Origin of the sequence: Paenibacillus sp. FSL H7-0442, from assembly GCF_038593105.1 — a bacterium.
In the GTDB taxonomy this organism is placed as follows: domain Bacteria; phylum Bacillota; class Bacilli; order Paenibacillales; family Paenibacillaceae; genus Paenibacillus; species Paenibacillus polymyxa_D.
In genome coordinates, this window is sequence record NZ_CP151963.1 from 1,901,434 (window position 1) to 1,925,298 (window position 23,865).

Annotated in this window: 25 protein-coding genes and 1 other RNA gene; 14 read left to right on the plus strand and 12 right to left on the minus strand. The window is 44.6% G+C overall.

Features of this window, described 5'->3' with window-relative positions; all coding sequences use genetic code 11:
• Nucleotides 1–83 precede the first annotated feature (83 nt).
• From MHH57_RS08680 to MHH57_RS08690, 3 genes are all read left to right on the plus strand, one after another.
• The gene (locus tag MHH57_RS08680; RefSeq protein WP_069011076.1) at nucleotides 84–890 is read left to right on the plus strand and encodes a DUF92 domain-containing protein; all 807 of its coding nucleotides are present in this window, start codon (nucleotides 84–86) and stop codon (nucleotides 888–890) included.
• Nucleotides 891–972: 82 nt separating this feature from the next.
• Nucleotides 973–1,551 (plus strand): TetR/AcrR family transcriptional regulator, encoded by a 579-nt coding sequence (locus tag MHH57_RS08685; RefSeq protein WP_342435020.1) that lies wholly within the window; start codon nucleotides 973–975, stop codon nucleotides 1,549–1,551.
• A 121-nt stretch (nucleotides 1,552–1,672) separates the two neighbouring features.
• Nucleotides 1,673–3,622, plus strand: coding sequence for an ABC-F family ATP-binding cassette domain-containing protein (locus tag MHH57_RS08690; RefSeq protein ID WP_340885004.1), 1,950 nt, complete (start codon nucleotides 1,673–1,675; stop codon nucleotides 3,620–3,622).
• Nucleotides 3,623–3,773: 151 nt separating this feature from the next.
• Here the strand turns inward: MHH57_RS08690 and MHH57_RS08695 are convergent, their stop codons facing one another.
• The 5 genes from MHH57_RS08695 to MHH57_RS08715 form a co-directional block, all read right to left on the minus strand.
• Nucleotides 3,774–4,811 (minus strand): M42 family metallopeptidase, encoded by a 1,038-nt coding sequence (locus MHH57_RS08695; RefSeq protein ID WP_029516698.1) that lies wholly within the window; start codon nucleotides 4,809–4,811, stop codon nucleotides 3,774–3,776.
• Between the two features lie 13 nt (nucleotides 4,812–4,824).
• On the minus strand, nucleotides 4,825–5,247 hold the full coding sequence (locus MHH57_RS08700; protein WP_340931884.1) for a lipopolysaccharide assembly protein LapA domain-containing protein: 423 nt from the start codon (nucleotides 5,245–5,247) through the stop codon (nucleotides 4,825–4,827).
• Nucleotides 5,248–5,303: 56 nt separating this feature from the next.
• On the minus strand, nucleotides 5,304–7,100 hold the full coding sequence (gene pepF, locus MHH57_RS08705; protein ID WP_029516700.1) for an oligoendopeptidase F: 1,797 nt from the start codon (nucleotides 7,098–7,100) through the stop codon (nucleotides 5,304–5,306).
• Nucleotides 7,101–7,299: 199 nt separating this feature from the next.
• The gene (locus MHH57_RS08710; protein ID WP_029516701.1) at nucleotides 7,300–7,488 is read right to left on the minus strand and encodes a hypothetical protein; all 189 of its coding nucleotides are present in this window, start codon (nucleotides 7,486–7,488) and stop codon (nucleotides 7,300–7,302) included.
• A gap of 7 nt (nucleotides 7,489–7,495) precedes the next feature.
• On the minus strand, nucleotides 7,496–7,729 hold the full coding sequence (locus MHH57_RS08715) for a hypothetical protein (RefSeq protein WP_013309704.1): 234 nt from the start codon (nucleotides 7,727–7,729) through the stop codon (nucleotides 7,496–7,498).
• Nucleotides 7,730–7,902: 173 nt separating this feature from the next.
• Between MHH57_RS08715 and MHH57_RS08720 the strand changes: the two genes are divergently transcribed.
• The 5 genes from MHH57_RS08720 (at nucleotide 7,903) to MHH57_RS08740 (ending at nucleotide 12,318) form a co-directional block, all read left to right on the plus strand.
• Nucleotides 7,903–8,100, plus strand: coding sequence for a cold shock domain-containing protein (locus tag MHH57_RS08720; protein ID WP_013309706.1), 198 nt, complete (start codon nucleotides 7,903–7,905; stop codon nucleotides 8,098–8,100).
• A gap of 208 nt (nucleotides 8,101–8,308) precedes the next feature.
• Nucleotides 8,309–9,727 (plus strand): MATE family efflux transporter, encoded by a 1,419-nt coding sequence (locus MHH57_RS08725; RefSeq protein WP_029516702.1) that lies wholly within the window; start codon nucleotides 8,309–8,311, stop codon nucleotides 9,725–9,727.
• Nucleotides 9,728–9,916: 189 nt separating this feature from the next.
• Nucleotides 9,917–10,996 carry a tetraprenyl-beta-curcumene synthase family protein gene (locus tag MHH57_RS08730; protein WP_039269998.1) on the plus strand — a complete coding sequence of 360 codons (1,080 nt, stop codon included), beginning with the start codon at nucleotides 9,917–9,919 and terminating at the stop codon, nucleotides 10,994–10,996.
• A 23-nt stretch (nucleotides 10,997–11,019) separates the two neighbouring features.
• Nucleotides 11,020–11,991, plus strand: a complete 972-nt coding sequence (pfkA, locus tag MHH57_RS08735; RefSeq protein ID WP_039269999.1) for a 6-phosphofructokinase — start codon at nucleotides 11,020–11,022, stop codon at nucleotides 11,989–11,991.
• Between the two features lie 117 nt (nucleotides 11,992–12,108).
• Entirely contained in the window at nucleotides 12,109–12,318 is a 210-nt protein-coding gene (locus MHH57_RS08740) for a DUF3906 family protein (protein ID WP_013309710.1), read from the plus strand.
• Here MHH57_RS08740 and MHH57_RS08745 read toward each other — a convergent pair.
• From MHH57_RS08745 to MHH57_RS08760, 4 genes are all read right to left on the minus strand, one after another.
• Nucleotides 12,315–13,685 (minus strand): MATE family efflux transporter, encoded by a 1,371-nt coding sequence (locus MHH57_RS08745; protein ID WP_342425926.1) that lies wholly within the window; start codon nucleotides 13,683–13,685, stop codon nucleotides 12,315–12,317. The genes MHH57_RS08740 and MHH57_RS08745 overlap by 4 nt on opposite strands.
• A 197-nt stretch (nucleotides 13,686–13,882) precedes the next feature.
• The gene (locus MHH57_RS08750; RefSeq protein ID WP_029516706.1) at nucleotides 13,883–15,061 is read right to left on the minus strand and encodes a putative glycoside hydrolase; all 1,179 of its coding nucleotides are present in this window, start codon (nucleotides 15,059–15,061) and stop codon (nucleotides 13,883–13,885) included.
• Nucleotides 15,062–15,277: 216 nt separating this feature from the next.
• Nucleotides 15,278–15,466 carry a hypothetical protein gene (locus MHH57_RS08755; protein WP_080658605.1) on the minus strand — a complete coding sequence of 63 codons (189 nt, stop codon included), beginning with the start codon at nucleotides 15,464–15,466 and terminating at the stop codon, nucleotides 15,278–15,280.
• A gap of 172 nt (nucleotides 15,467–15,638) precedes the next feature.
• A complete protein-coding gene (locus MHH57_RS08760; protein ID WP_029516708.1) occupies nucleotides 15,639–16,460 on the minus strand; it encodes a YitT family protein in 822 nt (273 codons plus the stop codon).
• Nucleotides 16,461–16,785: 325 nt separating this feature from the next.
• Here MHH57_RS08760 and MHH57_RS08765 point away from each other — a divergent pair, with 325 nt between their 5' ends.
• The 4 genes from MHH57_RS08765 to MHH57_RS08780 all read left to right on the plus strand — a co-directional run bounded on the left by MHH57_RS08765 (nucleotide 16,786) and on the right by MHH57_RS08780 (nucleotide 20,216).
• Entirely contained in the window at nucleotides 16,786–18,375 is a 1,590-nt protein-coding gene (locus MHH57_RS08765; RefSeq protein ID WP_029516709.1) for a DEAD/DEAH box helicase, read from the plus strand.
• 223 nt (nucleotides 18,376–18,598) lie between these two features.
• A complete protein-coding gene (locus MHH57_RS08770; protein WP_029516710.1) occupies nucleotides 18,599–19,360 on the plus strand; it encodes a DUF624 domain-containing protein in 762 nt (253 codons plus the stop codon).
• 58 nt (nucleotides 19,361–19,418) lie between these two features.
• Nucleotides 19,419–19,613: non-coding RNA, 6S RNA (ssrS, locus tag MHH57_RS08775), on the plus strand.
• A 210-nt stretch (nucleotides 19,614–19,823) separates the two neighbouring features.
• Nucleotides 19,824–20,216, plus strand: coding sequence for a DUF1499 domain-containing protein (locus MHH57_RS08780; RefSeq protein WP_013309718.1), 393 nt, complete (start codon nucleotides 19,824–19,826; stop codon nucleotides 20,214–20,216).
• Nucleotides 20,217–20,308: 92 nt separating this feature from the next.
• Here the strand turns inward: MHH57_RS08780 and tpx are convergent, their stop codons facing one another.
• The gene (gene tpx, locus MHH57_RS08785; RefSeq protein WP_029516711.1) at nucleotides 20,309–20,827 is read right to left on the minus strand and encodes a thiol peroxidase; all 519 of its coding nucleotides are present in this window, start codon (nucleotides 20,825–20,827) and stop codon (nucleotides 20,309–20,311) included.
• A 119-nt stretch (nucleotides 20,828–20,946) separates the two neighbouring features.
• Between tpx and MHH57_RS08790 the strand changes: the two genes are divergently transcribed.
• Complete coding sequence (locus tag MHH57_RS08790) at nucleotides 20,947–21,570, plus strand: rhomboid family intramembrane serine protease (protein ID WP_165147797.1); 624 nt, start codon at nucleotides 20,947–20,949, stop codon at nucleotides 21,568–21,570.
• Between the two features lie 97 nt (nucleotides 21,571–21,667).
• A complete protein-coding gene (locus tag MHH57_RS08795) occupies nucleotides 21,668–22,606 on the plus strand; it encodes a LysR family transcriptional regulator (RefSeq protein ID WP_023988022.1) in 939 nt (312 codons plus the stop codon).
• An 88-nt stretch (nucleotides 22,607–22,694) separates the two neighbouring features.
• Here the strand turns inward: MHH57_RS08795 and MHH57_RS08800 are convergent, their stop codons facing one another.
• Both MHH57_RS08800 and MHH57_RS08805 read right to left on the minus strand, forming a co-directional pair.
• On the minus strand, nucleotides 22,695–23,366 hold the full coding sequence (locus MHH57_RS08800; protein ID WP_023988023.1) for a zinc metallopeptidase: 672 nt from the start codon (nucleotides 23,364–23,366) through the stop codon (nucleotides 22,695–22,697).
• A gap of 42 nt (nucleotides 23,367–23,408) precedes the next feature.
• The gene (locus MHH57_RS08805; RefSeq protein ID WP_049816952.1) at nucleotides 23,409–23,840 is read right to left on the minus strand and encodes a MerR family transcriptional regulator; all 432 of its coding nucleotides are present in this window, start codon (nucleotides 23,838–23,840) and stop codon (nucleotides 23,409–23,411) included.
• Between the last annotated feature and the right edge of the window lie 25 nt (nucleotides 23,841–23,865).

Sequence of the window (23,865 nt, forward strand, 5' to 3'; positions counted from 1 at the left end):
TTATATAAGCGTGGAGCGTTGTACAATAATATACAGAACGAAAAAAGAAAAACGGAGATTCATTTCAAAAGCGGGGGTATATCATGGACTGGATCATCGGATTGCTTTGTGCTGCTGTGGTGGCGGGAGCTGCATTTTATAAAAAATCCTTAACCTTATCTGGCTTTGCTGCGGCTGTACTGATGGGAACCGTATATTATGGGGCGGGTAACCTGTTCTGGTTCGGCACATTGCTCTTGTTCTTTATCACGTCAACCCTCCTGTCGAGGTTCAAAAAGGAGCGCAAGGCTGAGCTGGAAAAATCGTATGCCAAAACCGGCAACCGGGATGCAGGCCAAGTATGGGCTAATGGGGGATTAGGTATGCTGTTATGCCTGGGTTATGCGATATGGCCTCATGTTACGTGGCAGCTGGCTTTTGTCGGTGTCATGGCTACGGTCACTTCCGATACGTGGGCAACGGAATTTGGCAGTCTGAGTCGTAAGCCACCCCGTTCAGTGCTTAACGGGAAGGTGCTGGCACCTGGAACCTCAGGCGGAGTATCTGTATTGGGAACGGCTGCGGCCTTGGCTGGGGGTCTACTGATTGGCATAGGTGCATGGGGCTTTGGACACGCCATAGGAACGCAGAGTTTGCCGTTATGGCTGTGGGCACTGGTTGGAGGTATATCCGGTAGTGCCGGAGCCTTTGCTGATTCCTATCTTGGTGCTACGGTGCAAATGATGCGTTCCTGCACGGTTTGTGGACGGGAAGTAGAAGTAGACTCACATTGTGGACAAACGACGGTCTATGTACGAGGCTGGCGTTGGATGAGTAATGATCGGGTGAATAGCATTAGTTCTATTTTCGGAGGATTGGTCGCTCTTGCAGGTATTTTTCTTATACTCTGAACACGGAGCTGGGGATCGTTACAAGGGAATAATTATTATAAGAATTGACGGTGTTTCGATCCTTGTATAAGGAGGTGCTAAGATGGGCGATATACACGGAGATAAATATGAAGCCATTTTGGACGCCGCTTACACAGTCTTTGGCACCAAAGGCTTTTATGAAAGCAAAATTTCCGAGATTGCAGAACAAGCGGGAGTTGCCAAAGGCACAGTATACTTGTACTTTAAAAGCAAAGAGCAGCTATTTACAGCAGTCACATGTAGAGATTGCGAGCAATACCTAGCCGAAATGCAAGGCGCATTAATCAATCGTACTTTGGGAGAAGGTCTGCTGCGGATGGCAAATTTGCATCTGCACTACTATTTCAAGCGCAAGCAGCATACGAAATTATTTTTTATGACCCCCAACAGTGACCCCGATCTAATGGAGTTTATGCGGGGATTTATTCAGGACTATACTGATTTGGTCAAAAATAAACTGGCGTCAGAGGGTGTACAGCAGTCCGAGTTTCATGCGAAGGCATTCATTGGGATGTTGGAGCGCCTAAAAATGGATATTTTATTAAATAAAGATTTCCGAGAATGTGACGTGGATCAGACGGCTGAACTAGCAGCGAACTTATTTATGCATGGCTGTAAAGCCGGAATACAAAAATCCTGACATCTTATTGCTAAGAAACCGTACTGAATTCATTCAGATAACGGTTTTTTTAATCATTGGCTGTGTCTGTGTTAAAATAAATAGGATGCATCACAAAATTGGGGAAGAGTAGGGAATCCGTATGAATATTATGACCGTTGAACATATAACGAAAAGCTATGGCGAGAAAATGTTGTTTGAGGATGCTTCCTTTGGTATGGATGAACGTGACAAAATAGGGGTCGTTGGTGTAAATGGCACCGGTAAATCAACATTTTTACGCGTGATTTCCGGCTTAGAGCCGCCGGATGATGGCAATATTGCAGTGAACAACGATGTGCGAATTCAGTATCTAGCACAAAATCCGGAGTTTGATCCTGAAATGAAGGTACTCCAGCATATTTTTCATGGCAATCAGCCTGAGATGAAAGCGGTCCGTGAATACACAGAAACCATGGAGTTGTTGGAATTAAATCCGGGTAGCGAGGAGCTTCAAAACCGTCTATTGCGAGCAAGTCAACAAATGGATACGTTCCAGGCATGGCAGCTGGAGAGTGAGGCCAAAAATATACTTACCCGACTGGGGATCACCCAGTTTGAGTCTCGTATGGGCGTTCTATCCGGTGGGCAGCGTAAGCGGGTGGCTTTGGCGGCGGCTTTGATCCAACCCTGCGAGCTGCTCATTCTGGACGAGCCTACAAACCATATTGATAATGAGTCCGTTGAATGGTTGGAGCAGTATTTGCAAAAAAGACGTGGTGCGTTGTTAATGATCACGCATGATCGCTATTTTCTGGATAGAGTTGCAAATGTCATGCTGGAGCTGGATCATGGTCGCCTTTTCCGTTATGAGGCTAACTATACCCGTTTTCTGGAGCTGAAGGCAGAACGCGAGGAGCGGGAAGCGTCTACGGAACAAAAAAGGAAGAACCTGCTGCGTAATGAGCTGGCTTGGATTCGCCGTGGAGCAAAGGCTCGTTCCACCAAGCAGAAAGCGCGTATTGACCGATATGAGCAGCTTAGGGATCAGCAACCGGAAGCTCGTTCTGGATCTGTAGATATGTCCGTCGCCTCCACACGTCTGGGTAAAAAAATATTGGAGATCGAGCATCTTTCCAAATCGGTAGATTCTCGTAAGCTAATACAGGATTTGAGCTACATTGCGGTTCCTGGTGATCGTGTTGGTATCCTAGGTCCTAACGGTAGTGGGAAATCCACTTTGCTCCAAATGATTGCCCAGCATATAGAACCGGACTCCGGCAACGTTGTGCTGGGACCGACGGTGAAGCTTGGCTATTTTACTCAGGAACATCAGGAAATGAACGAATCTTTACGTGTTATTGAATATATTAAGGAAGAAGCCGAAGTGATTCGTACAGCAGACGGTTCGACGATTACAGCTGCACAAATGCTGGAGCGTTTCCTGTTCGCACCAAGCGCGCAATGGACGGTTATTTCCAGGCTGTCCGGGGGTGAAAAACGGCGCTTGTATCTGCTTCGTGTTCTGATGTCGGCACCGAATGTGCTATTGCTGGATGAACCAACAAATGATCTGGATATTCAAACCCTTTCCGTTTTGGAAGACTATCTGGATGAATTCCCGGGCGTGGTGTTTATTGTTTCTCATGATCGCTATTTCCTGGATCGAACAGTGGACAAAATACTGGCGTTTGAAGGGGATGGACAGGTACGTGTACATGTGGGCGACTATAGCGAGTATGCAGAATGGATTAGTAAAAATGCTCAATCTTCTGTGAATACGTCTGTCTCGACGAGTACGGATTCCTCGAATCGCTCTTCCACGCCTAAGTCTGCGGGTCCTTCCGAGTCAGTCAAGGAGACAAGTAAAACCAAGCTTAAATTCACCTTTAAGGAACAGCGGGAATATGAGCAAATTGATGAGCTGATTGAACAAGCCGAACAGAAGTTGGCCGACATTCAGCGGCAGATGGAAGAGTCTTTTAGTGATTCAGCACGACTACAGGAGCTCATGGCTGAGCAAGCGAAGGCAGAACAGCATTTGGAGCACCAAATGGAACGCTGGACCTACCTTAATGAGCTGGCCGAGCAGATTGAACAAAGTAAATCTTAAGCAATGATAAAGCCACATTAATAGCATTCTGCCAGAGCTATTTCTTCATGTTGCTCAGACTAAAAAAGCAAGTATCCGAAAAACCGGAAGACTTGCTTTTTTATTTACTGATCTATTCGACGATGTAACAGGCTGATTGTCGTTATTCGAATTAAACTGTCACATAAGCTGCAAGCAGATGGGCAGTGTTCACCACGGCCTGCTTGTGCGTGCGCTCCATAGCATGGGAGGCGTGTACGCCAGGGCCGATCAACGCAGCACGGATGTTATTACCTGCTCGTAGTGCAGCCGAAGCGTCCGAACCGTAGTGTGGATAAATATCTACCGCATGCGGAATATTCAGCTCTTTGGCCAGCTCAATTAGACGGGTTGTCATAGTATAGTCGTAAGGCCCGGAGGAATCTTTGGCACAGATAGAAACATCCGTTTCCTTGCAGCTCAGATCTTCACCCATACAGCCCATATCGACAGCTATCATCTCACTGATTCCTTCAGGTATGTAAGCCGCTCCGTGCCCCACTTCCTCGTAGTTAGAAATGAGCAATTTAACGGTATGTCGAGGCTTCCAGTTTCCATGTACAGCAGATTCCAGTAAACCAAACAGCGCAGCTACACTAGCTTTATCATCCAGATGCCGTGACTTGATAAATCCACTTGGTGTTACGACTGGACGCGCATCGAACGAAATAAAATCGCCCACTGCAATACCGAGCTGAAGCACGTCTTCTTTTGACTCGACAAGCTCGTCAATCCGTACCTCCATATGGCTCTCCTTGCGCTCAAAGCTCCGTGCATCATCATAGACGTGCACAGATGGATGGCTGGACAGAATAGTGCCTGTATACGTTTGTCCGCTTCTGGTATGAATAAGGCAGTATTCATTCTCAATACTGTTCATCATGAAGCCGCCGACGGATGTCAGACGTAGGGTGCCTTGTGCTGTAATGGAACGCACCATTGCGCCCAATGTATCCACATGTGCGCTCAGCGCCACCGTATGGTCCGTTTCCTGACCTTCCAGAGTCAAGATGGCACCGCCTTTTGCATTCCATTCGATTTGTACCCCGAGGCTTTCCGCTTCTTGACGAATCAGCTCCATCACATGGTGTGTATATCCACTGGGACTGGGTGTGTTCAGTAGCTGATTTAAAAAGTTCATCATATAATTCTCATTTAATTGAATCGTCATTTGTTGCTCCTCCTCATTTGGACAACCGATCAGAGTTAGAGGACGGTTGCTCTATATCTTGGTCGGATGTAGACCCTGTGCTGGAAGAACCAGTCGTGTCATAGATCACATCCGCGTTTGCTTCTACCGTGGATGTGTGCTCTTCTTGTAGTGTATGAAGCTGAGTCGTCAGACGTTTAATCTCCCTCTGAAGCCTATATTGGCGGAAAATACCGAAAGAACCGACAATAAGTCCACCTAGAAGAGTGCAACCGAGAATAAGCAGAATCAAAGGAATGCTGACCATACTGAATAGAAGGTTCACTTGAACCGAATTCACATTAATAACAGCAAATACAGCTGTTAACAAAGCAATAACAAGAGCTGCGATCAAAGACCATTGTGTTTTCAAAATGCCACCTCCTTCCGTTACATTATAAAATCCCTTGCCCGCCATGGACAAGGGATTTATCCGTGCATCATTTCAATGCTGGATTTTAAGTGCGCACGGTTTTACTTTCCTTCAGTTAGCTTTTCCATTTCTGTGATGACTTCTTCGAATACGCTCATCGCTTCGCGAATCGGCTGCGGAGAGGACATGTCAACGCCAGCTTTTTTCAAAATATTGATTGAATAATCACTGCCACCGCTCTTCAAGAAGCCCAAGTAACGGTCAACGGCTGGCTGGCCTTCTTCCAGAATCTGTTTCGAGAAACTGGTTGCTGCCGAGAAGCCAGTAGCATATTTGTAGACATAAAAACTGTTATAAAAATGGGGGATTCGTGCCCATTCCATTTCAATGTCTTTATCTACCTTCATGCCTGGTCCGTGGTATTTCACATTCAGATCATAGTAAATCTCTGATAAAAGCTGCGGTGTGAGGGATTCCCCCTGTTCAGCGCGTTCATGTACAATTTTCTCAAATTCCGCAAACATGGTTTGACGGAATACCGTTGTGCGGAATTGATCTGCATAGTAGGTGAGAAGGTACATTTTCTCTTTTGGATCGGTTGATTTGTTCAGCAGGTAGTCCATTAGCAACGCTTCATTGGTTGTGGATGCCACTTCAGCCAGGAAAATGGTGTACTGTGCATCTCTATACTTCAATGCGTTGTCTGAATAGTACGAATGCAACGCATGCCCCATTTCATGAGCAAGTGTGAACATGCTGTTCAGGTTATTTTTATGATTCAGCAACACATAGGGGTGGGTACCATAAGCTCCCCAACTGTATGCACCCGTACGTTTGTTTTCATTCTCGTATACGTCGATCCAGCGCTCATCATAGCCTTTTTGCAACGAAGCCAGATAGTCCGCGCCCAGTGGCTTAAGGCCTTCCTTTGTTTGCTTTTTGGCGTCTTCATACGTAATGTCCATCTTGTATTCGTCCACAAGTGGAGCGAACAAATCATACATATGGAGCTCATCCACACCTAACAACTTCTTACGCAACTTCATGTAACGATGGAGCAGGGGCAAGCTTTCATGAATGGTGTCAATGAGATTCGTATACACTTCCTTCGGAATATTGTCACCGTATAGTGACATTTCCAGTACAGAAGGGTATTTGCGAACACGAGAATAAAAAATATTTTTGTTCACATTGGCACTTAGTGTAGAAGCAATTGTATTTTTATTTTTGGCATACGTGTCATACACCGCTTTAAAAGCACGTTCGCGTACTTCGCGGTGTGGACTTTCGAGGAATTGAATGTAGCTGCCATGAGTCAGCTCAACCTCTTTGCCGTTCTCATCCTTAATTTTTGGAAACTTCAGATCAGCATTGTTGAGCATGCCGAAAATCGTTTGCGGGGCTTGAGCCAGATTGCCAACCTGAGCGAGCAGCGCTTCTTCTGTCTTGCCCAAAATATGTGCTTTTTCCCGCTTCATTTCTTGAAGGGTGAACCGATAATCTGCAAGCTTCGGATCTTCAATGAAGGCATCGAGCTGATGATCTGGCAGTGCCAAAATTTCAGGTGTCACAAAAGAAAGAGACTCGCTAACCTCAACGCCTAATTTTTTGGCTTTTTGCGAAAGACCCTGGTATGTAGGTTCAGCTGTATCCTCATCATGATGCAGATGTGCGTACACATATACACGCTCGGTTTTCAGCGACAATTCATCTTCCAATTTAAAGCAGTTGCCAATCGATTCTGCTGAATTGAGCTTGCCTTGGAATTGTTCAGCCTTTTTGGCTAGTTGTTTGACTTCTTCGTATTCTTGATCCCATGCTTTGCGGTTGGGAAACAGATCTTCCAATTTCCATGTATTTTCCACTGGAGCATCAGCGCGTTTTACAATTTCACTCATGGAGAGCCTCCTCTGATCGAACGTAATGTGGGGTAGGACTGCGGCAGTAAGGGACGGATGCCAAAACGAAGAAACCGCCACGCTTACCGTAAGCAGCAGGGCAAGAGGTTTTACAGGATGCATGTAACGGCAGATCCTCCTTATACCATGGCTTGTTATGCCATAGTATGACCTCTTACGCCCGAAAGTATAATTTTCCTTACTGTGGGTTGGAACCTATATTTAATAAGCTGTATACAATGAGATAAAAGGCAAAGCAAACCATGATTACAGCAGTGAGGGCCATCCACTTTTTGAGAGGAGTCGGTATCGTATCACGCTTCATGATCAGCACTCCGCCCAGCGTGAAGGCCAGAATAATGAAGATGAGATAGCTGTTGGACACCATGAATAGGCTAGACCTGTTTGAAAGCGTTCATGATCCGCTGCCATTCTTCCTCATTATCTTGAAAGGACTGCTTGGGAAACCGATTTTGAGCCCAATGCATCAGCGCCGGGCGGCTTAAAAACGTGTGGGCTTCCTCGCCCCAATCATCGGATATTTCCCGTAGAACGATGTAACGGCCCTGCACCTCGACAGTCATCATGTTCCAATTGTCTTTTTTGTATATTTCGTGTTTTTTCATCATATGCATGTCTCCGATTTTATAGATGTTTTGGTTCATGATACCGCAGTTTCCGCCGCAAAAGCAAATCATTCCAGCCCAAAAAACCCGGAAAAACATCAATTGCATTGTGAAAAAGCATGAAGTATAATATGGATATTCGCCATAGATGGCGGTATTTTTAGGAGGTTGTTCACTTGAAAGGTACAGTTAAATGGTTTAACGCAGAAAAAGGTTATGGCTTCATTCAAATGGATGGTGGCGAGGACGTATTCGTACATTTCTCCGCAATCCAAGGCGACGGCTTTAAAACTTTGGAAGAAGGTCAAGCGGTTGAATTCGAAATTACTGAAGGTAACCGTGGACCCCAAGCAGCTAACGTAATCAAACTGTAAGTGTAACTGAATTGTAAGAATGGTTCCGTTTCTACGGATGTCTTATATATTACGGTTAAACTATGAATTGAGAGCGCAGTTCCTTTATTTTAAGGGACTGCGCTTTTTTGCGTAAATACGTTTATGATATGAGAAGATTGAGCAGGAATAGGGTATTATACGTAATAAAACTAGGCAGAAGACATTATAGATTGAAGGAGTTGAGAAAATGAGTGCAGCAGAGGCTAGTCGTAAGCCTTCCTTGATTGAAGGTCCTATTGCTAAAACGCTGTTTATGTTCTCTTTGCCGATGCTGTTCGGCAACATTCTGCAATCCCTGAATGGAACGATTAATTCGATCTGGGTTGGGAAATTTCTGGGAGAGGCCGCCTTGACTGCCGCTTCCAACGGAAATATTATAATGTTTTTTCTTATCAGTTCCATTTTTGGTGTCACTATGGCTGCTACTATTATGATTGGACAAAATATCGGAGCAGGAGACGTAGCTGAAACCAAGCGTGTAGTAGGTACAAGTGCAGTCTTTTTTCTGGTGCTCGCTTTTGCTATAGGTATTATCGGATTTTTGAGTGCGCCTTGGATACTTCATGTACTCAATACCCCTGCTGAATCGGTAGATATGGCGATCACGTATACGCGTATTATTTTCGCAGGCATGCCCTTTTTGTACGGCTATAATTACATCATGACTGTAATGAGAGGGGCTGGAGATTCCAAAACACCATTTTATTTTCTGATTGTTTCCGTCGTACTGGATGTACTACTCAACCCGCTGTTCATATTCGGATGGGGACCGATTCCTGCTATGGGCATTGGAGGTTCCGCTACTGCTACCCTGATTGCTCAAGGGATCAGCTTTGTGTTGATTCTCATTTATCTATATCGTGTAAAATATTTTTTGCGCATTACATCTTCAGAGCTTCACTTACTTAGATTTGATTGGAAGATTATTTGGACCCTAGTCCGTAAGGGAGTGCCGATGGGGTTGCAAATGATTGCTGTCTCTACCAGCGCGATTGCTTTAATGAATCTGATTAACGGCTACGGGACAGTTGCAGCTGCAGCTTATACAGCAGCTAATAATTTGTCCAGCTATGTACAGATGCCGGCAATGGCGTTAGGTGCAGCTGTATCTTCCTTTGCCGCTCAAAATATCGGAGCCGGACGTTGGGATCGAGTGCGCACGACAACCTGGATTGGGATTGTGTATAATTTTGTATTGACTGGTGGAGCTGTGGTATTAATTTACGTGTTTAACCGTCAGGCCTTGCTCATGTTTCTTCCTTCTACAGGGGGTGCATTGGAATTGGGAATGCGGATTAATATGATCACCTTGTGGTCTTTTGTTATATTCGGTGTTACCAATGTCATTACAGGGGTTGTTCGATCAACGGGTTCCGTAATGATACCGCTTTTAATAACCATTATTTCATTATGGGGCATTCGTATACCTTTGGCCTATGCATTTGTTGATGAGTATGGTCTAGATGCTGTATGGTGGAGCTTTCCTGTTGGTTTTGCTATCTCTGCCGTAGCAGTCATTTTCTATTATGCTTTCGGGAAATGGAAGCAGGCAAGTATGGGAGAGGGAATCCAAGGCGTGAAGCCAGCAGAGGACAAGGATAGGTAGGCCCTTTATACTATTTTCGGCTAATAAAACATTACAGGTATAAAGTCTTTTAATGAGAACAGCTCATTTTTCTTGAATTTTAAAGAAAAAAGTGAGGTTGTTCATTTGTGCTAAAAGGACGATCATATTATAATGGATATGGTTTGGATAGGTATAATTACGTAGACAACAATGTGGAGGCACCGTCATTTGAGTTATGTTGAGCAAGGACGTTATCAAGTACCGAGAGGCCCCATAGGTCTAATGAGCCGAATGTACAAGCACATTCTCCCTGAAACGAAACAAGAATTGAGTAACTGGAAGAGCAAGGCCGAACAAATTCCGGACCCTGAACTGCGAAGCCAGGCGCTTGCGAGCATAGCGGATAAGACATTTCACTGCGTGGGTGGAGCGGTTTATGCCGCAGCTAATATGTCTGCCCGGCAGACGTTAATTCCGCTGATCGTAGCGTATCAGACCATTAGTGATTATCTGGACAACCTGTGTGATCGCAGTACATCCATGGACCCGGATGATTTTAGGCTGTTGCATCAGGCTATGCTGGATGCGATTAATCCGACGGCTAGGCCAGTGAATTATTATGAGTTGCGTCGTGAGCAGGAGGATGGCGGTTATTTGACTGGGCTGGTGACAACCTGTCAGTCTTGTGTAAGCAGGCTTCCGGGCTATGAGGCGGCAATGCCTTACGTTCAGGATTTGGCGCGATTATACACGGATTTGCAAGTATACAAGCATATTAAACCCGAGCTGCGGGAACAAGCGCTTTTGGACTGGTGGTCGCTTCATAAAGACCGTACACCAGAGTTGCGCTGGAATGAGTTTGCTGCGGCTACCGGTTCAACTCTGGGGGTCTTTATGCTGTTTCTTGCTGCCAGCGACCAGCATCTGACAGATGCGGGGGCTGCCTCAATACATGCATCGTATTTTCCACATGTGTGCAGTCTTCATATTTTGCTGGATTATCTAATCGATCAAGACGAAGACCGGAAGGGCGGAGATCTTAACTTTTGCAATTATTATGAAGATACCGACATGATGCTAAACCGGATCGCCTACGTTGTGAATCGGGCGCGGGCTGATATTGCAGATGTCCCTGCCAGCTCCTTTCACCGGATGATTATCGAGGGATTGCTGGCTTTATATTTATCCGACCCTAAAGTTAGCGAGCAGCAAGACGTTCGCGCTGTTTCGAGACGTTTAATGAAAAATAGTCCGCTCATGCGTTTGTTTTTCTTATTAAACAGTCGATGGATAAGAAGGCTTATATGATTATTTTGAGGAGGTCATAAACCATGACAGCAGTTAAGAAAATTGCAGTATTAACAAGTGGTGGAGATTCACAAGGGATGAACGCGGCAGTTCGCGCCGTCGTACGTAGCGGATTGTATTTCGGACTGGAAGTATTCGGGATTCAACGTGGTTATCAAGGCCTTTTGAACGACGATATTTTTCCAATGGATCTGAGAAGCGTCGGAGATATTATCCAACGTGGGGGTACTGTACTTCAATCTGCAAGATGCCTGGAATTTACGACTGAAGAAGGGCAGAAAAAAGGCGCGCAAATTTTGCGTGACCGTGGGATTGACGGCGTAGTCGTGATTGGTGGAGACGGTTCCTACCAAGGAGCTAACAAACTGACCAAGCAAGGCATTAAAACCATGTGTCTTCCGGGTACGATTGACAATGACATTTCCTTCACGGACTACACGATTGGTTTTGATACAGCGGTTAGTATCGTAGTGGACGCAATCAACAAGCTGCGTGATACAATGTCATCTCATGAACGTTCTTCCATTGTTGAAGTTATGGGACGTCATTGTGGTGATATTGCTTTGCATGCGGGTCTGGCTTCTGGCGCAGAAACAATTTTGGTGCCTGAGGTAGAATTTGACCTGAACGAAGTATCAGATCGTATGAAACAAAATTTCAAGCATGGCAAGCGCCACAGTATTATTATCGTTGCGGAAGGCGTAGGCAAAGGTGAAGATGTAGCAAAGGTAATCCAAGAAAACTGTCCGGATTATGAGCCTCGTGTTACAGTGCTTGGACACATCCAACGTGGAGGCACACCAACCGCGTTTGACCGCAACCTGGCGAGCCGTTTGGGTGACTTTGCTGTTCGCCAATTGATCGAGGGCATATCTGATAAGGCTTGCGGAACGATCGACGGTAAGTTGGTAGCCACAGATATTGACAAGGTTGTAAATACTAAAAAAGATTTCAACATGGAGCTTTATGAGCTTGCTTTGCGTTTGTCGCAATAATAAGAGCCTTCTACGTACAGTAGATCGGTTCTGATATTGGAAAAGATCAAAATTATGCGGATGACCCGAGTCATCCGCTATTTTTTAGCTTTGAGTCCTATCAGGAGGTAGTCATACATGTACCTATTCAAAATCGAAGTGGATAGTTCGGAAGGAGCGCTGACTGTCATTCTCGCTGCTGAAAATGAAGAACAGGCATTTGAAGAGATTGAACAACATGTGGAGAGACACTTTCTATATCCTCCCAAGCTGAACGAAGTGGCTATTGTGGAGAAAAAACGAATAACATTAGGCGCAGCATATGTAATCGAGACACGCAAAGGCTAAATAACCTCTGCGTGTTGTTTTTTTTCGGAGAAACGACGTTGTACTTTCACCAGACGCCAGAGAAGTAAAATAGCACCTACTGCCAACCCTGTAATCAAACCGATCCAGTAGCCGTAGGGCCCCAATGAAGTCCAGCGTGCCAGTATATATCCTACAGGAAGCCCAATGACCCAATAGGAGAGGAATGTGAGCAAAAAGGCTGGATTGACGTCTTTATACCCGCGTAGCGCTCCTTGTGTAGGTGTAGCGACAGCATCAGATATCTGAAAGAAAATCGCATAGATTAGAAAATGCTGTGCCAATTGAATGACCTGCAGATCGGTGGAGTAAAGTCGAGCAACCTGTTCACCCCAGATAAGCAGTACAATAGCTGTAATCAGTGATAGACCTACTGCGCTGCTGATGCCCATTACACTATAAGCTTTGGCATCCCGCGGCCGAGTAGCTCCTGTTTCATAGCCAACCAGAATCGTAAGTGCCATGCAAATGCTGAGTGGAATCATATATAACGTAGATGCAAAGTTCATCGCGGCCTGATGTGCGGCTATGGTAGCTGTATTATAGCTACTCATGAAGAGAGTGACGGCTGAAAAGACGGCAGTCTCAAAAAATATTGCAAATCCAATCGGTACTCCAATCTTGATGAGCTCTTTCAAAGCACTAGCAGCAATCCCGTATATTTTGCTGAAGATTCGGTATTCGGCAAATATTTTTCCCCGATGCGCAGTGATACCAGCGACCAGCATAATGATCCAGTAGGTGGTTGCCGTTGCCACCCCGGAGCCTACACCTCCCAGACGCGGAAAACCCCAGTTCCCATAAATAAGTAGATAGTTCAACAAGACATTGATGGGTAACGACATGAGCGTGATTAACATCGTAAAGCGGGTTTGTCCCAATGCATCCATAAAGCTTCGGAGCACCGTGTAGGCAAATAGAGGAACAATACCGAAGGCCATCGCACAAAGATAGTACAGGGCCACATTATGAACTCTCAATTCCAGATTCATACCATTTAGAATAGGCTTGACCAAAATGATGCCAGCAATCAAAACGACCATGGATAGGGCAAGAGAGAGCCAAAGTGCTTGAATGACATAGTAGGAGACTTTATCTTTGCGCTGTGCTCCCACTAATTGAGATACAATAGGTGTGATAGCCATAAGTATTCCGTTAAGGCCTGTTTGTACAGGAATCCACAGACTTACTCCGATGGCTACTCCAGCCAGATCGGCAGGGGAAAAGTGTCCCGACATATTCGTATCGAAAAAAGTCATGGCAGATAGTGCAAGCTGGGTAATCAGGATAGGGAGCAAAATGTATAAAAGCTGCTTCCATTTCTGCCCCGTTGTTGAAGTCAATTGCATTTTTGTTTTCCTCATTTACTAGGGATTGAATATTCGTATGTATCATAACATGTAAGTATTTATTGTAAGGGATACCGCCACATTTGAACAGTAATAAAAAAAGACTGCACCCGTTCGCCAAACAACGGGACAGCCTTCGAAAAAATTATATAATTTCTAAATTTCGTATTAGATAACGAGAAGTCCGGAGGGATAAATTATTTGTAAGTTACTCCGCTTGAATAGCGGTTTGTGGCATTCCAGAGTAAATATTCATCCACTTTCATATCCTTAAGCGCTCGAATTTGGTCCTCTACTTGAGTTTTTCCATACTTAGCATAATGTCCGCTTCCTAACCAACTTGCAGTAAAATCCTGGATCCAAGGACGAATAATTGGCTTTAGCTTGCCTGTCGGATCTAGCTTTTTGTGTGTATCGGCCATGGAGCCTTTAATCGTCTGGTAGGGATTCTTATCAGGGTCTTTTACACCGAACCAGCCTGTGGTGTAGTGACTTGGATAAACCATGGGTGAAATGACATCCACATTTTCGGAAATTTTAGTGAAATCCTGTCCGATTCCCTCCGCAGCAGGAACGGATGCGGCATATCCAAAAATATCTACGGATACTCGTACACCTAATGGAGCAAGCTCTCTGCGGGCATATTGTACGAATTCAGCGACTGCATCCGAGCGGGATTGATCTGATTTGGTATATTTCAGCTTGTCTGCTCTTTTCTCAAAGCCTTCAGGGAAACGTACATAGTCAAATTGAATTTCCTTAAAACCAAGTTTAGCTGCTTCCTTAGCGATGGCTATATTATAATCCCATACTTCTTTATTATAGGGATTGACGAACCCGTCTCCCTTGCCGTTTTTCCAGACAGAGCCGTCAGGATTACGGAAAGACATCTCGGGATTTTTGTTGGCCAGTACCGTATCTTTAAATACGACAATACGAGCAATCGGGTAAACATTATGCTTTTTCAATCGGTCCATCAAACCGGAAATATCCCGAATGAATTTTTGCGGCTTGCCCAATTTGAGCAGCTCGGGATTGGACGTTGGATAAGTGATATAACCTGCATCGTCTTTAATATCAATAACCATGGAATTGAGCTCTGTCTTATCAAGCAGTTCAAACAGCTGGGTCATACGCGAACCGCCTGCGCTATAAGCTGTGACATAGATGCCCTTGATAGCAGGAGTCGTCGGTTGTGGGTCAATTTTAACCGGAGGATTGGAGGCATCCACCTTCATCTTATTGTGCTGAGCCTGAATCATGGCGCTGCTAATTGTTGTTGCCACCGTATCTTTTACATTTGGAGTGTTGGCTGACTGGTCCCCGTTTCCGCCTATCCCCATCGCCAATAGCATAATTGCCCAAATCATATTCATTTCCTAACTCTCTCCCTTATGGATGTCGCTTACCTGATTATACGTAAAGTTATGTATCGAAAAACAACACGCTTGTAACCAATACTGGAATCATCAGGCACAGTCTTACATGATTAACCCAACTTATGTTTATTGAATCCATAAAAATGTATAAATAATGCCGCTCTCTTCGCAGTTGTAGATGCAACCGGAAGAAGCGGCACTTGGTAAAGAAATTTATTGAAGATAATTATTGTCTTGATGCTCGCAAATACTGTACTGAATAATTTCTAGCGCATCCGTTGGCTTGAGTATGGACATCCCGTCCCGAAGCACAATCATCGAGTTCAGCTCATCCTTTTTGAGAGAAGGGAGCATTTCCGGATACCATCTTAAGACAATGTCGGACAGTTTTACCGTTTCCATTTCCACAAAAATCACCCTTTCCTGCTCGGAATCATTCCAAAAGAATCATTCAATACGATTCGGAAAAGCAAAGTGCCTGTGAAATAGCAGGTAAAGCTGGTCTTTATATACTATGGGAACAGCGCACATATAGTGTACCACAGAAACTGTATTTTGACACTTGGGTTTGTGCTTATCTTCGGCGAAATGAACCCATCACCCCAACCGTTTCCACAATATTGACAAAAGCAGAAGGGTCCACTTCTTTAATGATCCGTTTTAATTCAACTAGCTCGTAGCGTGTCGTGACAGTCATCAGCATGTCTTTTTCAGTATGTGAAAATGCGCCTTCAATTTTTATTTTGCTAACACCGCGTGGTGTGGTTAACATCCGCTCCAGTAGCTTGTCGGTGTGTTCTGTAATAATGTAGACGGTAATCTTCGTGTGACTGACATAGATTTGATCTAACACTTTGCCAGTCACAAAAATAGATAGCATCGACGCAAGTGCAATATTCCAATCATCGTTCAAATATCCTGCTGCAAGAATGACCAGTCCATTCATGCCAACAAGTACAGTTCCTACGGGGAAGTCACGATAACGAGTGACGATGGAACCGATAATGTCAAAACCGCCCGTAGACCCCCCTACCCGAAAGGAAATTCCTGCTCCAACGCCGATCATCACTCCTCCAAAAACGGAGGCTAGCAGGGGGTCCGACACGACAGATCGCACCGGCACCAAGGCCAAAATCCATGTTGTAACGACAACGGATAAAATGCTCAGGCTAATAAAACGCTTGCCTAAAATAAACCAGCCTGTAATAAGCATCGGGATATTGATAATAAAATACATCGCGCTGATATCAAATTTTGTGAAGTAGCCGATTAACATGGAAAGCCCAGCTACTCCTCCGCTCAGCAAGTGGTGTGGCACGAGAAACAGATTAAAACCGCATGCAATGGCAGCGGCTCCAAGAATGACAGTTAAGCAGTTTAACACCATTTTTAACAACTTATTTTCACCTCATTTAAATTATACGGGAAGCAACTTGCTGGTATTCATGAATTGTTCTGTGCTATAATGCGATGTGGATATTCTTGAGTAGGGACCTATGTCCAGAGAAACACTTAAAATTTAAACTGTTTTAAAAAGGATAAATTCGTTTAAGATGTATCGGATAGGTTCCCCAAATTCATTACAGAAAGTTGCAGTTATAGGTCTAAATAAACTGTCACTGTATTGGGGAAAACTTATACAATAATATCGCTACTTAAGAATACAGACAACATTGTGGATTGTCCACCACATCCACCATTAAGAAGGAGTTTGAATAAATTTGACGACATTTGCAGAATTTGATCTTGAACCGAAAGTAATTCAGGCGATTACAGAACTGGGTTTTGAAGAAGCAACACCAATTCAATCGCAATCCATCCCGATTGCACTACAAGGCAGAGACATGATTGGCCAAGCCCAAACAGGTACTGGTAAAACTGCTGCGTTTGGTATTCCGCTGATCAACAAAATTTCTAGAAGCGACGAAAAAATCAGAGCTCTGATCATGGCACCAACACGTGAGCTTGCTATCCAGGTAGCTGAAGAAATCGAAAAACTCTCCCGTTTCAAAGGTCTTCGTACTTTGCCAATCTATGGTGGACAAGATATCGTACGCCAGATTCGCGCTTTGAAAAAGAAACCTCAAATTATTATTGGTACGCCAGGACGCTTGCTTGACCATATTAATCGTAAAACCATCAAGCTGGAAGATGTAAACACAGTTGTTTTGGATGAAGCAGATGAAATGTTGGATATGGGTTTTATGGAAGATATTCAATCCATTCTGAAGCAAGTTCCAGACGAGCGTCAAACGATGCTTTTCTCGGCTACAATGCCTCCTAATATTAAAAGATTGGCTGAACAATTCCTCAAAAATCCTGAGCATGTTTCAGTTATTCCTAAACAAGTTAGTGCTCCACTGATTGATCAGGCCTATATCGAAGTTCCTGAGCGTCAAAAATTCGAAGCATTGAGCCGTTTGATCGACATGGAATCCCCAGAACTTGCTATCGTATTTGGTCGTACCAAGCGTCGGGTAGACGAGCTGGCTGAAGCTCTGCAAAAACGCGGATATTCTGCAGACGGTTTGCATGGTGACTTGTCTCAAAACCAACGTGATGCTGTAATGCGTAAATTCCGTGACGGAAGCATCGATGTGCTCGTAGCGACTGATGTAGCTGCCCGTGGCTTAGACGTTTCCGGTGTAACTCACGTTGTGAACTTTGACCTTCCGCAAGATCCAGAAAGCTATGTTCACCGTATTGGACGTACTGGACGTGCAGGTAAAGAAGGGGAAGCTTGGTCTTTCGTAACGCCTCGTGAAATTGACCATTTGCACTTTATCGAACGTGTAACTCGTCACCGCATTCCACGCAAGCCGCTTCCAACGTTGGCTGAAGCTCTGGAAGGCAAACAACGTATCATTGCTGAACGTCTCCTAGAGGCTGTAGAAAGCGGCGAGCTGAACGAGTATAAAGGTTTGGCTATTCAAATGCTGGAGCAATATGATTCTGTACAACTTCTCTCCGCAGCTCTGAAACTAATGACTGGTGAGAAGAGAGAAGCATCGATTGAGCTGACTCCAGAAGATCCGATCCGTGCAAAACGTCGTAAACCAGACGTGCGTTCTGGCGGTCGCAAGCCTTCCAACTACAGCGGTCGCAGCAACGGTGGTTACAATTCCAACCGTTCCGGTGGTAGCGGCGGTAGTGGCAGCAAAGGTGGATATGGCGGTTACAACCGTGGCAAAGAAGGCGGTGGCTACAACCGTGATTCCGGAAGCCGGTACAGTGGAGATCGCAAACCACGCCCGAGCAGCAATGGGGAAACTCGTCGTCCTGCAAGACGTGAAGATTCCTCTTCCGAATAAGAAATGAAATAATGAAAAGTCGAAGCAGATGAAGCTTCGGCTTTTTTGTTATGATTGAATCAGTATGTATGAACCTTTTAGCAATCTGCTTTAATGAGGCGCTTATTGATTTCACTGGCGCATTAGGGCTGAAATACGGTATGATATAGCCAAGAGCCGGAATTTATAGGCATAGCAACATGAGTCTTGGAACTGCCAAGGCTTGCGGAGGGAGAGACTGACATTGGAGTTTAAAGGAGCTATGGGTGGTATTTACCGCCTGACCGAGTGGATTACCCGACTGGCGGCTACAAATTTGTTATGGGTGTTATGTTCGTCGCCTTTTGTGTTCTGCCTCATACTGAAACTACTTGTAATGAATCAGAATTTGGCTAATGAATCTTTACAAATGAATTGGGCGATGGCTGTTTTGGCACCGCTTACTTTATTTCCAGCCACATCGGCTATGTTCACAGTGGTTCGCAAATGGGTAATGGGGGATACCGATACAGGCGTGTTTCGTACCTTTTTTAAAGGGTACAAAGAGAACTATAAGCAGAGTCTAATCGGGGGTATCTTTTACACGTTACTGTTTGTCATCATGTATGTGGATTATACCGTATATATGACACAACTCAGCAACTTGCAAATCGTGGGCGTAATTATGCTCATTCTTATCATTATTTTGCTTGTGTCTATGTTTAACTTCTTTTCGATGGTGGCTCATTATCATATGTCTACCGGACAAATTATCAAAAATGCGGTTTTACTGACGCTGATTCGACCATTCCGTGTATTTTCTACCATGCTCGGTAGCGCCGTTGTTATATTTATCGGAGTCAAATATCCTGTGCTTTTCTTATTCTTCATCGGTAGTGTAGTTGCCTGGTTCGCTTTCTTTAATTTTTATGGAACATTCCTTAAAATGCAGGATCAAATGGAAAAGATGAAGCAGAAAGATGAAGATACGGCAAGCATTGAAGACAAGAAAAGTGATAACCTCTAAAAATAAAACATATTTCTCCTAGCATTTACTTTCTGAGTGAGAAGCGCTATAATAAGGTCATATCCTGCGATGCACGTTACGGTCATTTGTTGTTTTGAACCAATGACAATGTCTAGGGAGATCTATACGGATGAATAGCTGAAAAGCCCTGTCAATTCCTGACAAGGGGACTTCAAAAGTTTATTCTGCGGTCACCCACCTGCTAAAGCAGGTTCAGAAGACGCTATGGTCGGACGGCATCGGCGGGTACTCCAAAGATAATGAATACACTCTGTTTATGCTTCTTGCAGAAACAGGGTGTTTTTTGTATGCAACAATGTTAAACTAAGACATGAGGTACTAAGGTCGCATACCACAGGTATGGTCGGTTAACTTTTTGTTGTTTAACATTTTATAAAGCGCTTGCAGCAAAAAAACCGATGTGCTGCATTATGGCAACGATTATCGTGAAGGAGGAAATGTCTTGTCGTTGAAGAGGACTCTGGTAGGGATTGTGCGCAGCCAAGAAGGTACAAGCGACCGGGTCAAGGACCCCCAAATGAAGACACGCTATTATAACTTATCGAGAGACAAGGCTTGGGAAGAAGTATCATCTATTCTAAAAAAAATTCCTGGCTACAAGGTTCTTCATGAGGTAGCATCCGTAGGTGAAATTACGTTAGAGAAGCGAACGGCGTTCGGTAGAACCGTCGACATTACCGTTTCCATATTGTCTGTCTCACCAGTTCGGAGTGCGGTGGATATTTATTCTGCTTCACGCGGATCACTAGGGGACTTGGGCGCGAATTACCGCATCATTTTGCAACTGTTCGCTGTGATTGACAAGAAGCTGTCTGCTCATAAGGTTGTGCAGTGATTGTAGATGTGTGAGCAGTGATGTGGCAGACAAACGTCAAAAAAAGCGAGGAAGGCAATCCTTCACTCGCTTTTTTAATATGCAGTCTTGATTTAGACGAGTTTTTTCACTGCTGCAATCGCTTGGTCATAGTCAGGGTGTTCGGACATTTCGCTCAAGTATTCTACGTAAGCAATTTTGTCATTTTGATCAATCACAAAAATAGCTCTATGATCCAAATGGAATTCCTTGATGAACACACCATAAGCTTCGCCAAAGGAATGATCCTTATAGTCGGACAGTGTCAATACGCGGTCAATACCGGCAGCACCGCACCAACGAGCTTGAGCGAAAGGCAGATCGACGCTGACAGTCAGCACCACGACTTGATCCCCAAGGGAGTCAGCTTCCTGGTTAAAACGTCGAGTCTGTGCGTCACACACACCTGTATCCAAAGAAGGAACAACACTGATCAGTTTGACTTTGCCTGCAAAGTCTTGGAGCGTAGCTGCTTCTAACAGGTTTTTCTGTAATTTGAAATCAGGTGCCTGATCTCCAACCTTCAGTTCAGGACCTAAGAGTGTCAAAGCATTGCCTTTAAAAGTAGCAGCTCCTGTACGTTCTTGTGCCATATGTAATAGCCTCCTTGGTTTTTAGCATTGGTTATCGTTGCCGAAATCTATTATAATCTTTTATAAAAGACATTGTCCAATTTGAATAAGGTGGAGACACCCATGAAGGAAGGATTGCCTTGATTTTTTTACGTTATGAGAACTGGAAAAGTTATTTGCGGTTTTACCCAGTAACCTGTCTGATTTTGCTCATCAATATTGTGATGTTTATTGTACTCACCGTACAGGGTGGATCGGAAAATAGTTTGACGCTGATCCGATATGGAGCTTTGATTAATGAGGCGCCATTCACCGATCAACTGTGGCGATATGTATCAGCCATGTTTTTACATGCAGGGTTTGATCATCTTCTGTTCAATTCCTTTGCCATACTCGTCTTCGCTCCTCCGCTGGAGCGTTTGCTGGGGTCCTTCCGCTATGTGCTATTGTATCTGATCACGGGTATTGTAGGGAACATACTGTCCATTGCCCATTACAACATGGTGGCGGAAACGACAGTCTCTGTAGGAGCCTCAGGAGCGATTTATGGCATCTATGGGGCGTTTCTGTACGTTGCCTTGTTCCAACGTTCCTTGATGGATGATGCTTCGCGCAAAACGCTGTACACGCTGCTTGGGTTTGGTATTCTGTTTTCTTTTGCTGTAGCGAACATTAATTGGACCGCTCACTTTGGGGGATTACTCAGTGGATTTTTCATGTATGGATTATTGATTAGATTGACTGGCCAGCGCAAACGCCACTAAAGACAGTTTTACCGTAAGTTAGCAGGGAAGAAAGAGGATGATGTTCGATTGACGTCTTCTTCCGGATGTTGAAAAACAGATTGGAGCGAATATCGGAGTGGAATTACGACAGTTACAATACTTCATGAAGGTAGCGCAAAAAGAACATGTCACTCAGGCAGCCGAGGAGCTACATGTGGCGCAATCTGCGGTAAGTCGGCAAATTCATCAGCTTGAAGAGGAGCTGGGAGTTAATCTTTTTATGCAAAAGGGTCGCAATTTGCAGCTTACGCCAGTGGGACAGCTATTTTGCAAACGGGTTGAGACGATAATAAAAGATCTAGAGCGAGCTGTTTTGGAGGTTCATGAGTTTTTGGATCCTGAGGGGGGCGAAATCCGCATCGGTTTTCCGCACAGTTTGGGGATTCATCTTATTCCTACGGTAGTGGCTGAATTCCGAAAGCGGTATCCCAATGTTAAATTTAGATTTAAACAGGGGATGTATCCGAGTTTAATTCGTGATGTGTTAGCGGGTGAGGTGGACTTGGCTTTTGTATCTCCTTTTCCCGATCGTCATGATCATGTGGAGGGGGATGTGGTGCTGACCGAGGAGTTGTTTGCTGTTCTCCCGCCCAATCATCCTTTAGCCACGGCCAAACATATCACGCTGAGTCAGCTTAAGGGAGAAAAATTTATTCTGTTCAGAGATGGATATTCGTTACGTCCGATTGTCTGGCAGGCTTGTCTGGAGGCAGGATTTACGCCGGATATCGCTTTTGAAGGTGAAGAGACAGATACGATACGCGGATTAGTTGCGGCTGGCATGGGAGTCAGTCTTTTGCCTGAAATGGCGTTGTTTCAGACCAACCCGCTTCAACCTGCAAGAGTGTCAATTGTTGATCCAGAGGTCACGAGAACTATAGGCTTGATTCATCGTAGAGATGATAAACTGCCATTAGTTGCAAAGTCATTCCGAACTTTCTTGTTGCAATATTTTGGTCTTAAAGGTAGTGCAGCTACTCCGAACGGAAGTGCAAAAGCGGATTTAGGACAGTGAGTATAGCTGATTGGTTTTAGATAAAGAAAAAAGGTTGTTCTCTACCGTTAACTTGGTAGAGGAACAACCTTTTTTGCAACACAAGCAATTAATCCCGGCTGTTGAAGATACCGATTAAGCGGATTAGTTCCAGCAAGGAAACAAGAGCTGCAGCCACATAAGTTAATGCAGCAGCATTTAATACTTTGGCTATACCCCGTTCTTCATCACTACGGATAAACCCTTCCGAAACCATAATTTCTCGGGCCCGGTTGGAAGCATTAAATTCAACCGGTAATGTAATTAATTGAAAAGCAACAGTAGCCGAGAAAAAGATAATACCCAAGCCAATCAGGTTCGTGTAGCTGAATAAGAAACCGGCAATCAGCAGAAACGGTGCAATCCCAGAAGCGAAGTTTACGATCGGAAAGATCCGGTGACGGAGTGCCAGCATGGGATAATGCTCTTTATGCTGAATGGCATGACCAACCTCGTGACAAGCTACGGCAACTGCTGAAATGGATTTTTCATAATAAACGGGCTCGGACAGCCGTACGACTCTTTGCATTGGATCATAATGGTCAGATAACGCACCAGGTACTGGTTCAATAGGCACATCATGCAAACCATTGCGATCTAGCATATGCCGAGCTGCATCATAACCGGTCAACCCATTTTCATTTGGGACATCAGACCATTTATTAAAAGTACCTTTTACACGGAATTGCGCCCATAAGGATAATCCGAACGCAAGAATAATCAATATATACATACCCATCATAAAGCAACCCTCCAATATTGTTCATCATACTAGCCAGGGTATCTACATCATAGAACTATGCTCCAGCAGATACTTCAGAGCTTCGATACAAGCGGCGCTTTGTGGTAGTAGACCAGTAAGCAACTTGCGCGCTTGAACGGGCTTGAGCTGCCCCAAGAGAGGCTGTAGTTCATTGACTTCGCGTTCTAGACGCTGCATGTGCATCTCCAGACTCGTTAGTTTGTCAGTGACGTGCTCTTCCCCCGCAACCGAGTTCCATTTAATCAGTGTCTGTCTGATTTCCTCTAGGCTATACTTCTCTTGTTTCATTTGGTTAATACGTTCAAGCCTGTTTAAGGTTTCATCATTATAGAGCCGATAATTTTTCAATGATCGTTCTTCAGGTGTGATCAAACCAAGCTTTGTGTAATAATCAATAGTTCGTTCGCTGACACCAGCCGTCTTGGCTAGCTCACCAATTCGATACAGCTTCATATCCCCATCTGTCTTCACCTCGCGC

Coding starts and splice junctions, on each gene's coding strand:
- MHH57_RS08685 (WP_342435020.1), top strand. CDS start 973: ATGGGCGATATACACGGAGATAAATATGAAGCCATTTTGGACGCCGCT.
- MHH57_RS08800 (WP_023988023.1), bottom strand. CDS start 23,366: ATGATGGGTATGTATATATTGATTATTCTTGCGTTCGGATTATCCTTA.
- MHH57_RS08755 (WP_080658605.1), bottom strand. CDS start 15,466: ATGGAAACGGTAAAACTGTCCGACATTGTCTTAAGATGGTATCCGGAA.
- tpx (WP_029516711.1), bottom strand. CDS start 20,827: ATGGCACAAGAACGTACAGGAGCTGCTACTTTTAAAGGCAATGCTTTG.
- MHH57_RS08690 (WP_340885004.1), top strand. CDS start 1,673: ATGAATATTATGACCGTTGAACATATAACGAAAAGCTATGGCGAGAAA.
- MHH57_RS08695 (WP_029516698.1), bottom strand. CDS start 4,811: ATGACGATTCAATTAAATGAGAATTATATGATGAACTTTTTAAATCAG.
- MHH57_RS08745 (WP_342425926.1), bottom strand. CDS start 13,685: ATGCAATTGACTTCAACAACGGGGCAGAAATGGAAGCAGCTTTTATAC.
- MHH57_RS08740 (WP_013309710.1), top strand. CDS start 12,109: ATGTACCTATTCAAAATCGAAGTGGATAGTTCGGAAGGAGCGCTGACT.
- MHH57_RS08715 (WP_013309704.1), bottom strand. CDS start 7,729: ATGATGAAAAAACACGAAATATACAAAAAAGACAATTGGAACATGATG.
- MHH57_RS08680 (WP_069011076.1), top strand. CDS start 84: ATGGACTGGATCATCGGATTGCTTTGTGCTGCTGTGGTGGCGGGAGCT.
- pfkA (WP_039269999.1), top strand. CDS start 11,020: ATGACAGCAGTTAAGAAAATTGCAGTATTAACAAGTGGTGGAGATTCA.
- MHH57_RS08710 (WP_029516701.1), bottom strand. CDS start 7,488: ATGGTGTCCAACAGCTATCTCATCTTCATTATTCTGGCCTTCACGCTG.
- MHH57_RS08725 (WP_029516702.1), top strand. CDS start 8,309: ATGAGTGCAGCAGAGGCTAGTCGTAAGCCTTCCTTGATTGAAGGTCCT.
- pepF (WP_029516700.1), bottom strand. CDS start 7,100: ATGAGTGAAATTGTAAAACGCGCTGATGCTCCAGTGGAAAATACATGG.
- MHH57_RS08750 (WP_029516706.1), bottom strand. CDS start 15,061: ATGAATATGATTTGGGCAATTATGCTATTGGCGATGGGGATAGGCGGA.
- MHH57_RS08700 (WP_340931884.1), bottom strand. CDS start 5,247: ATGGCGGGCAAGGGATTTTATAATGTAACGGAAGGAGGTGGCATTTTG.
- MHH57_RS08805 (WP_049816952.1), bottom strand. CDS start 23,840: ATGAAGCTGTATCGAATTGGTGAGCTAGCCAAGACGGCTGGTGTCAGC.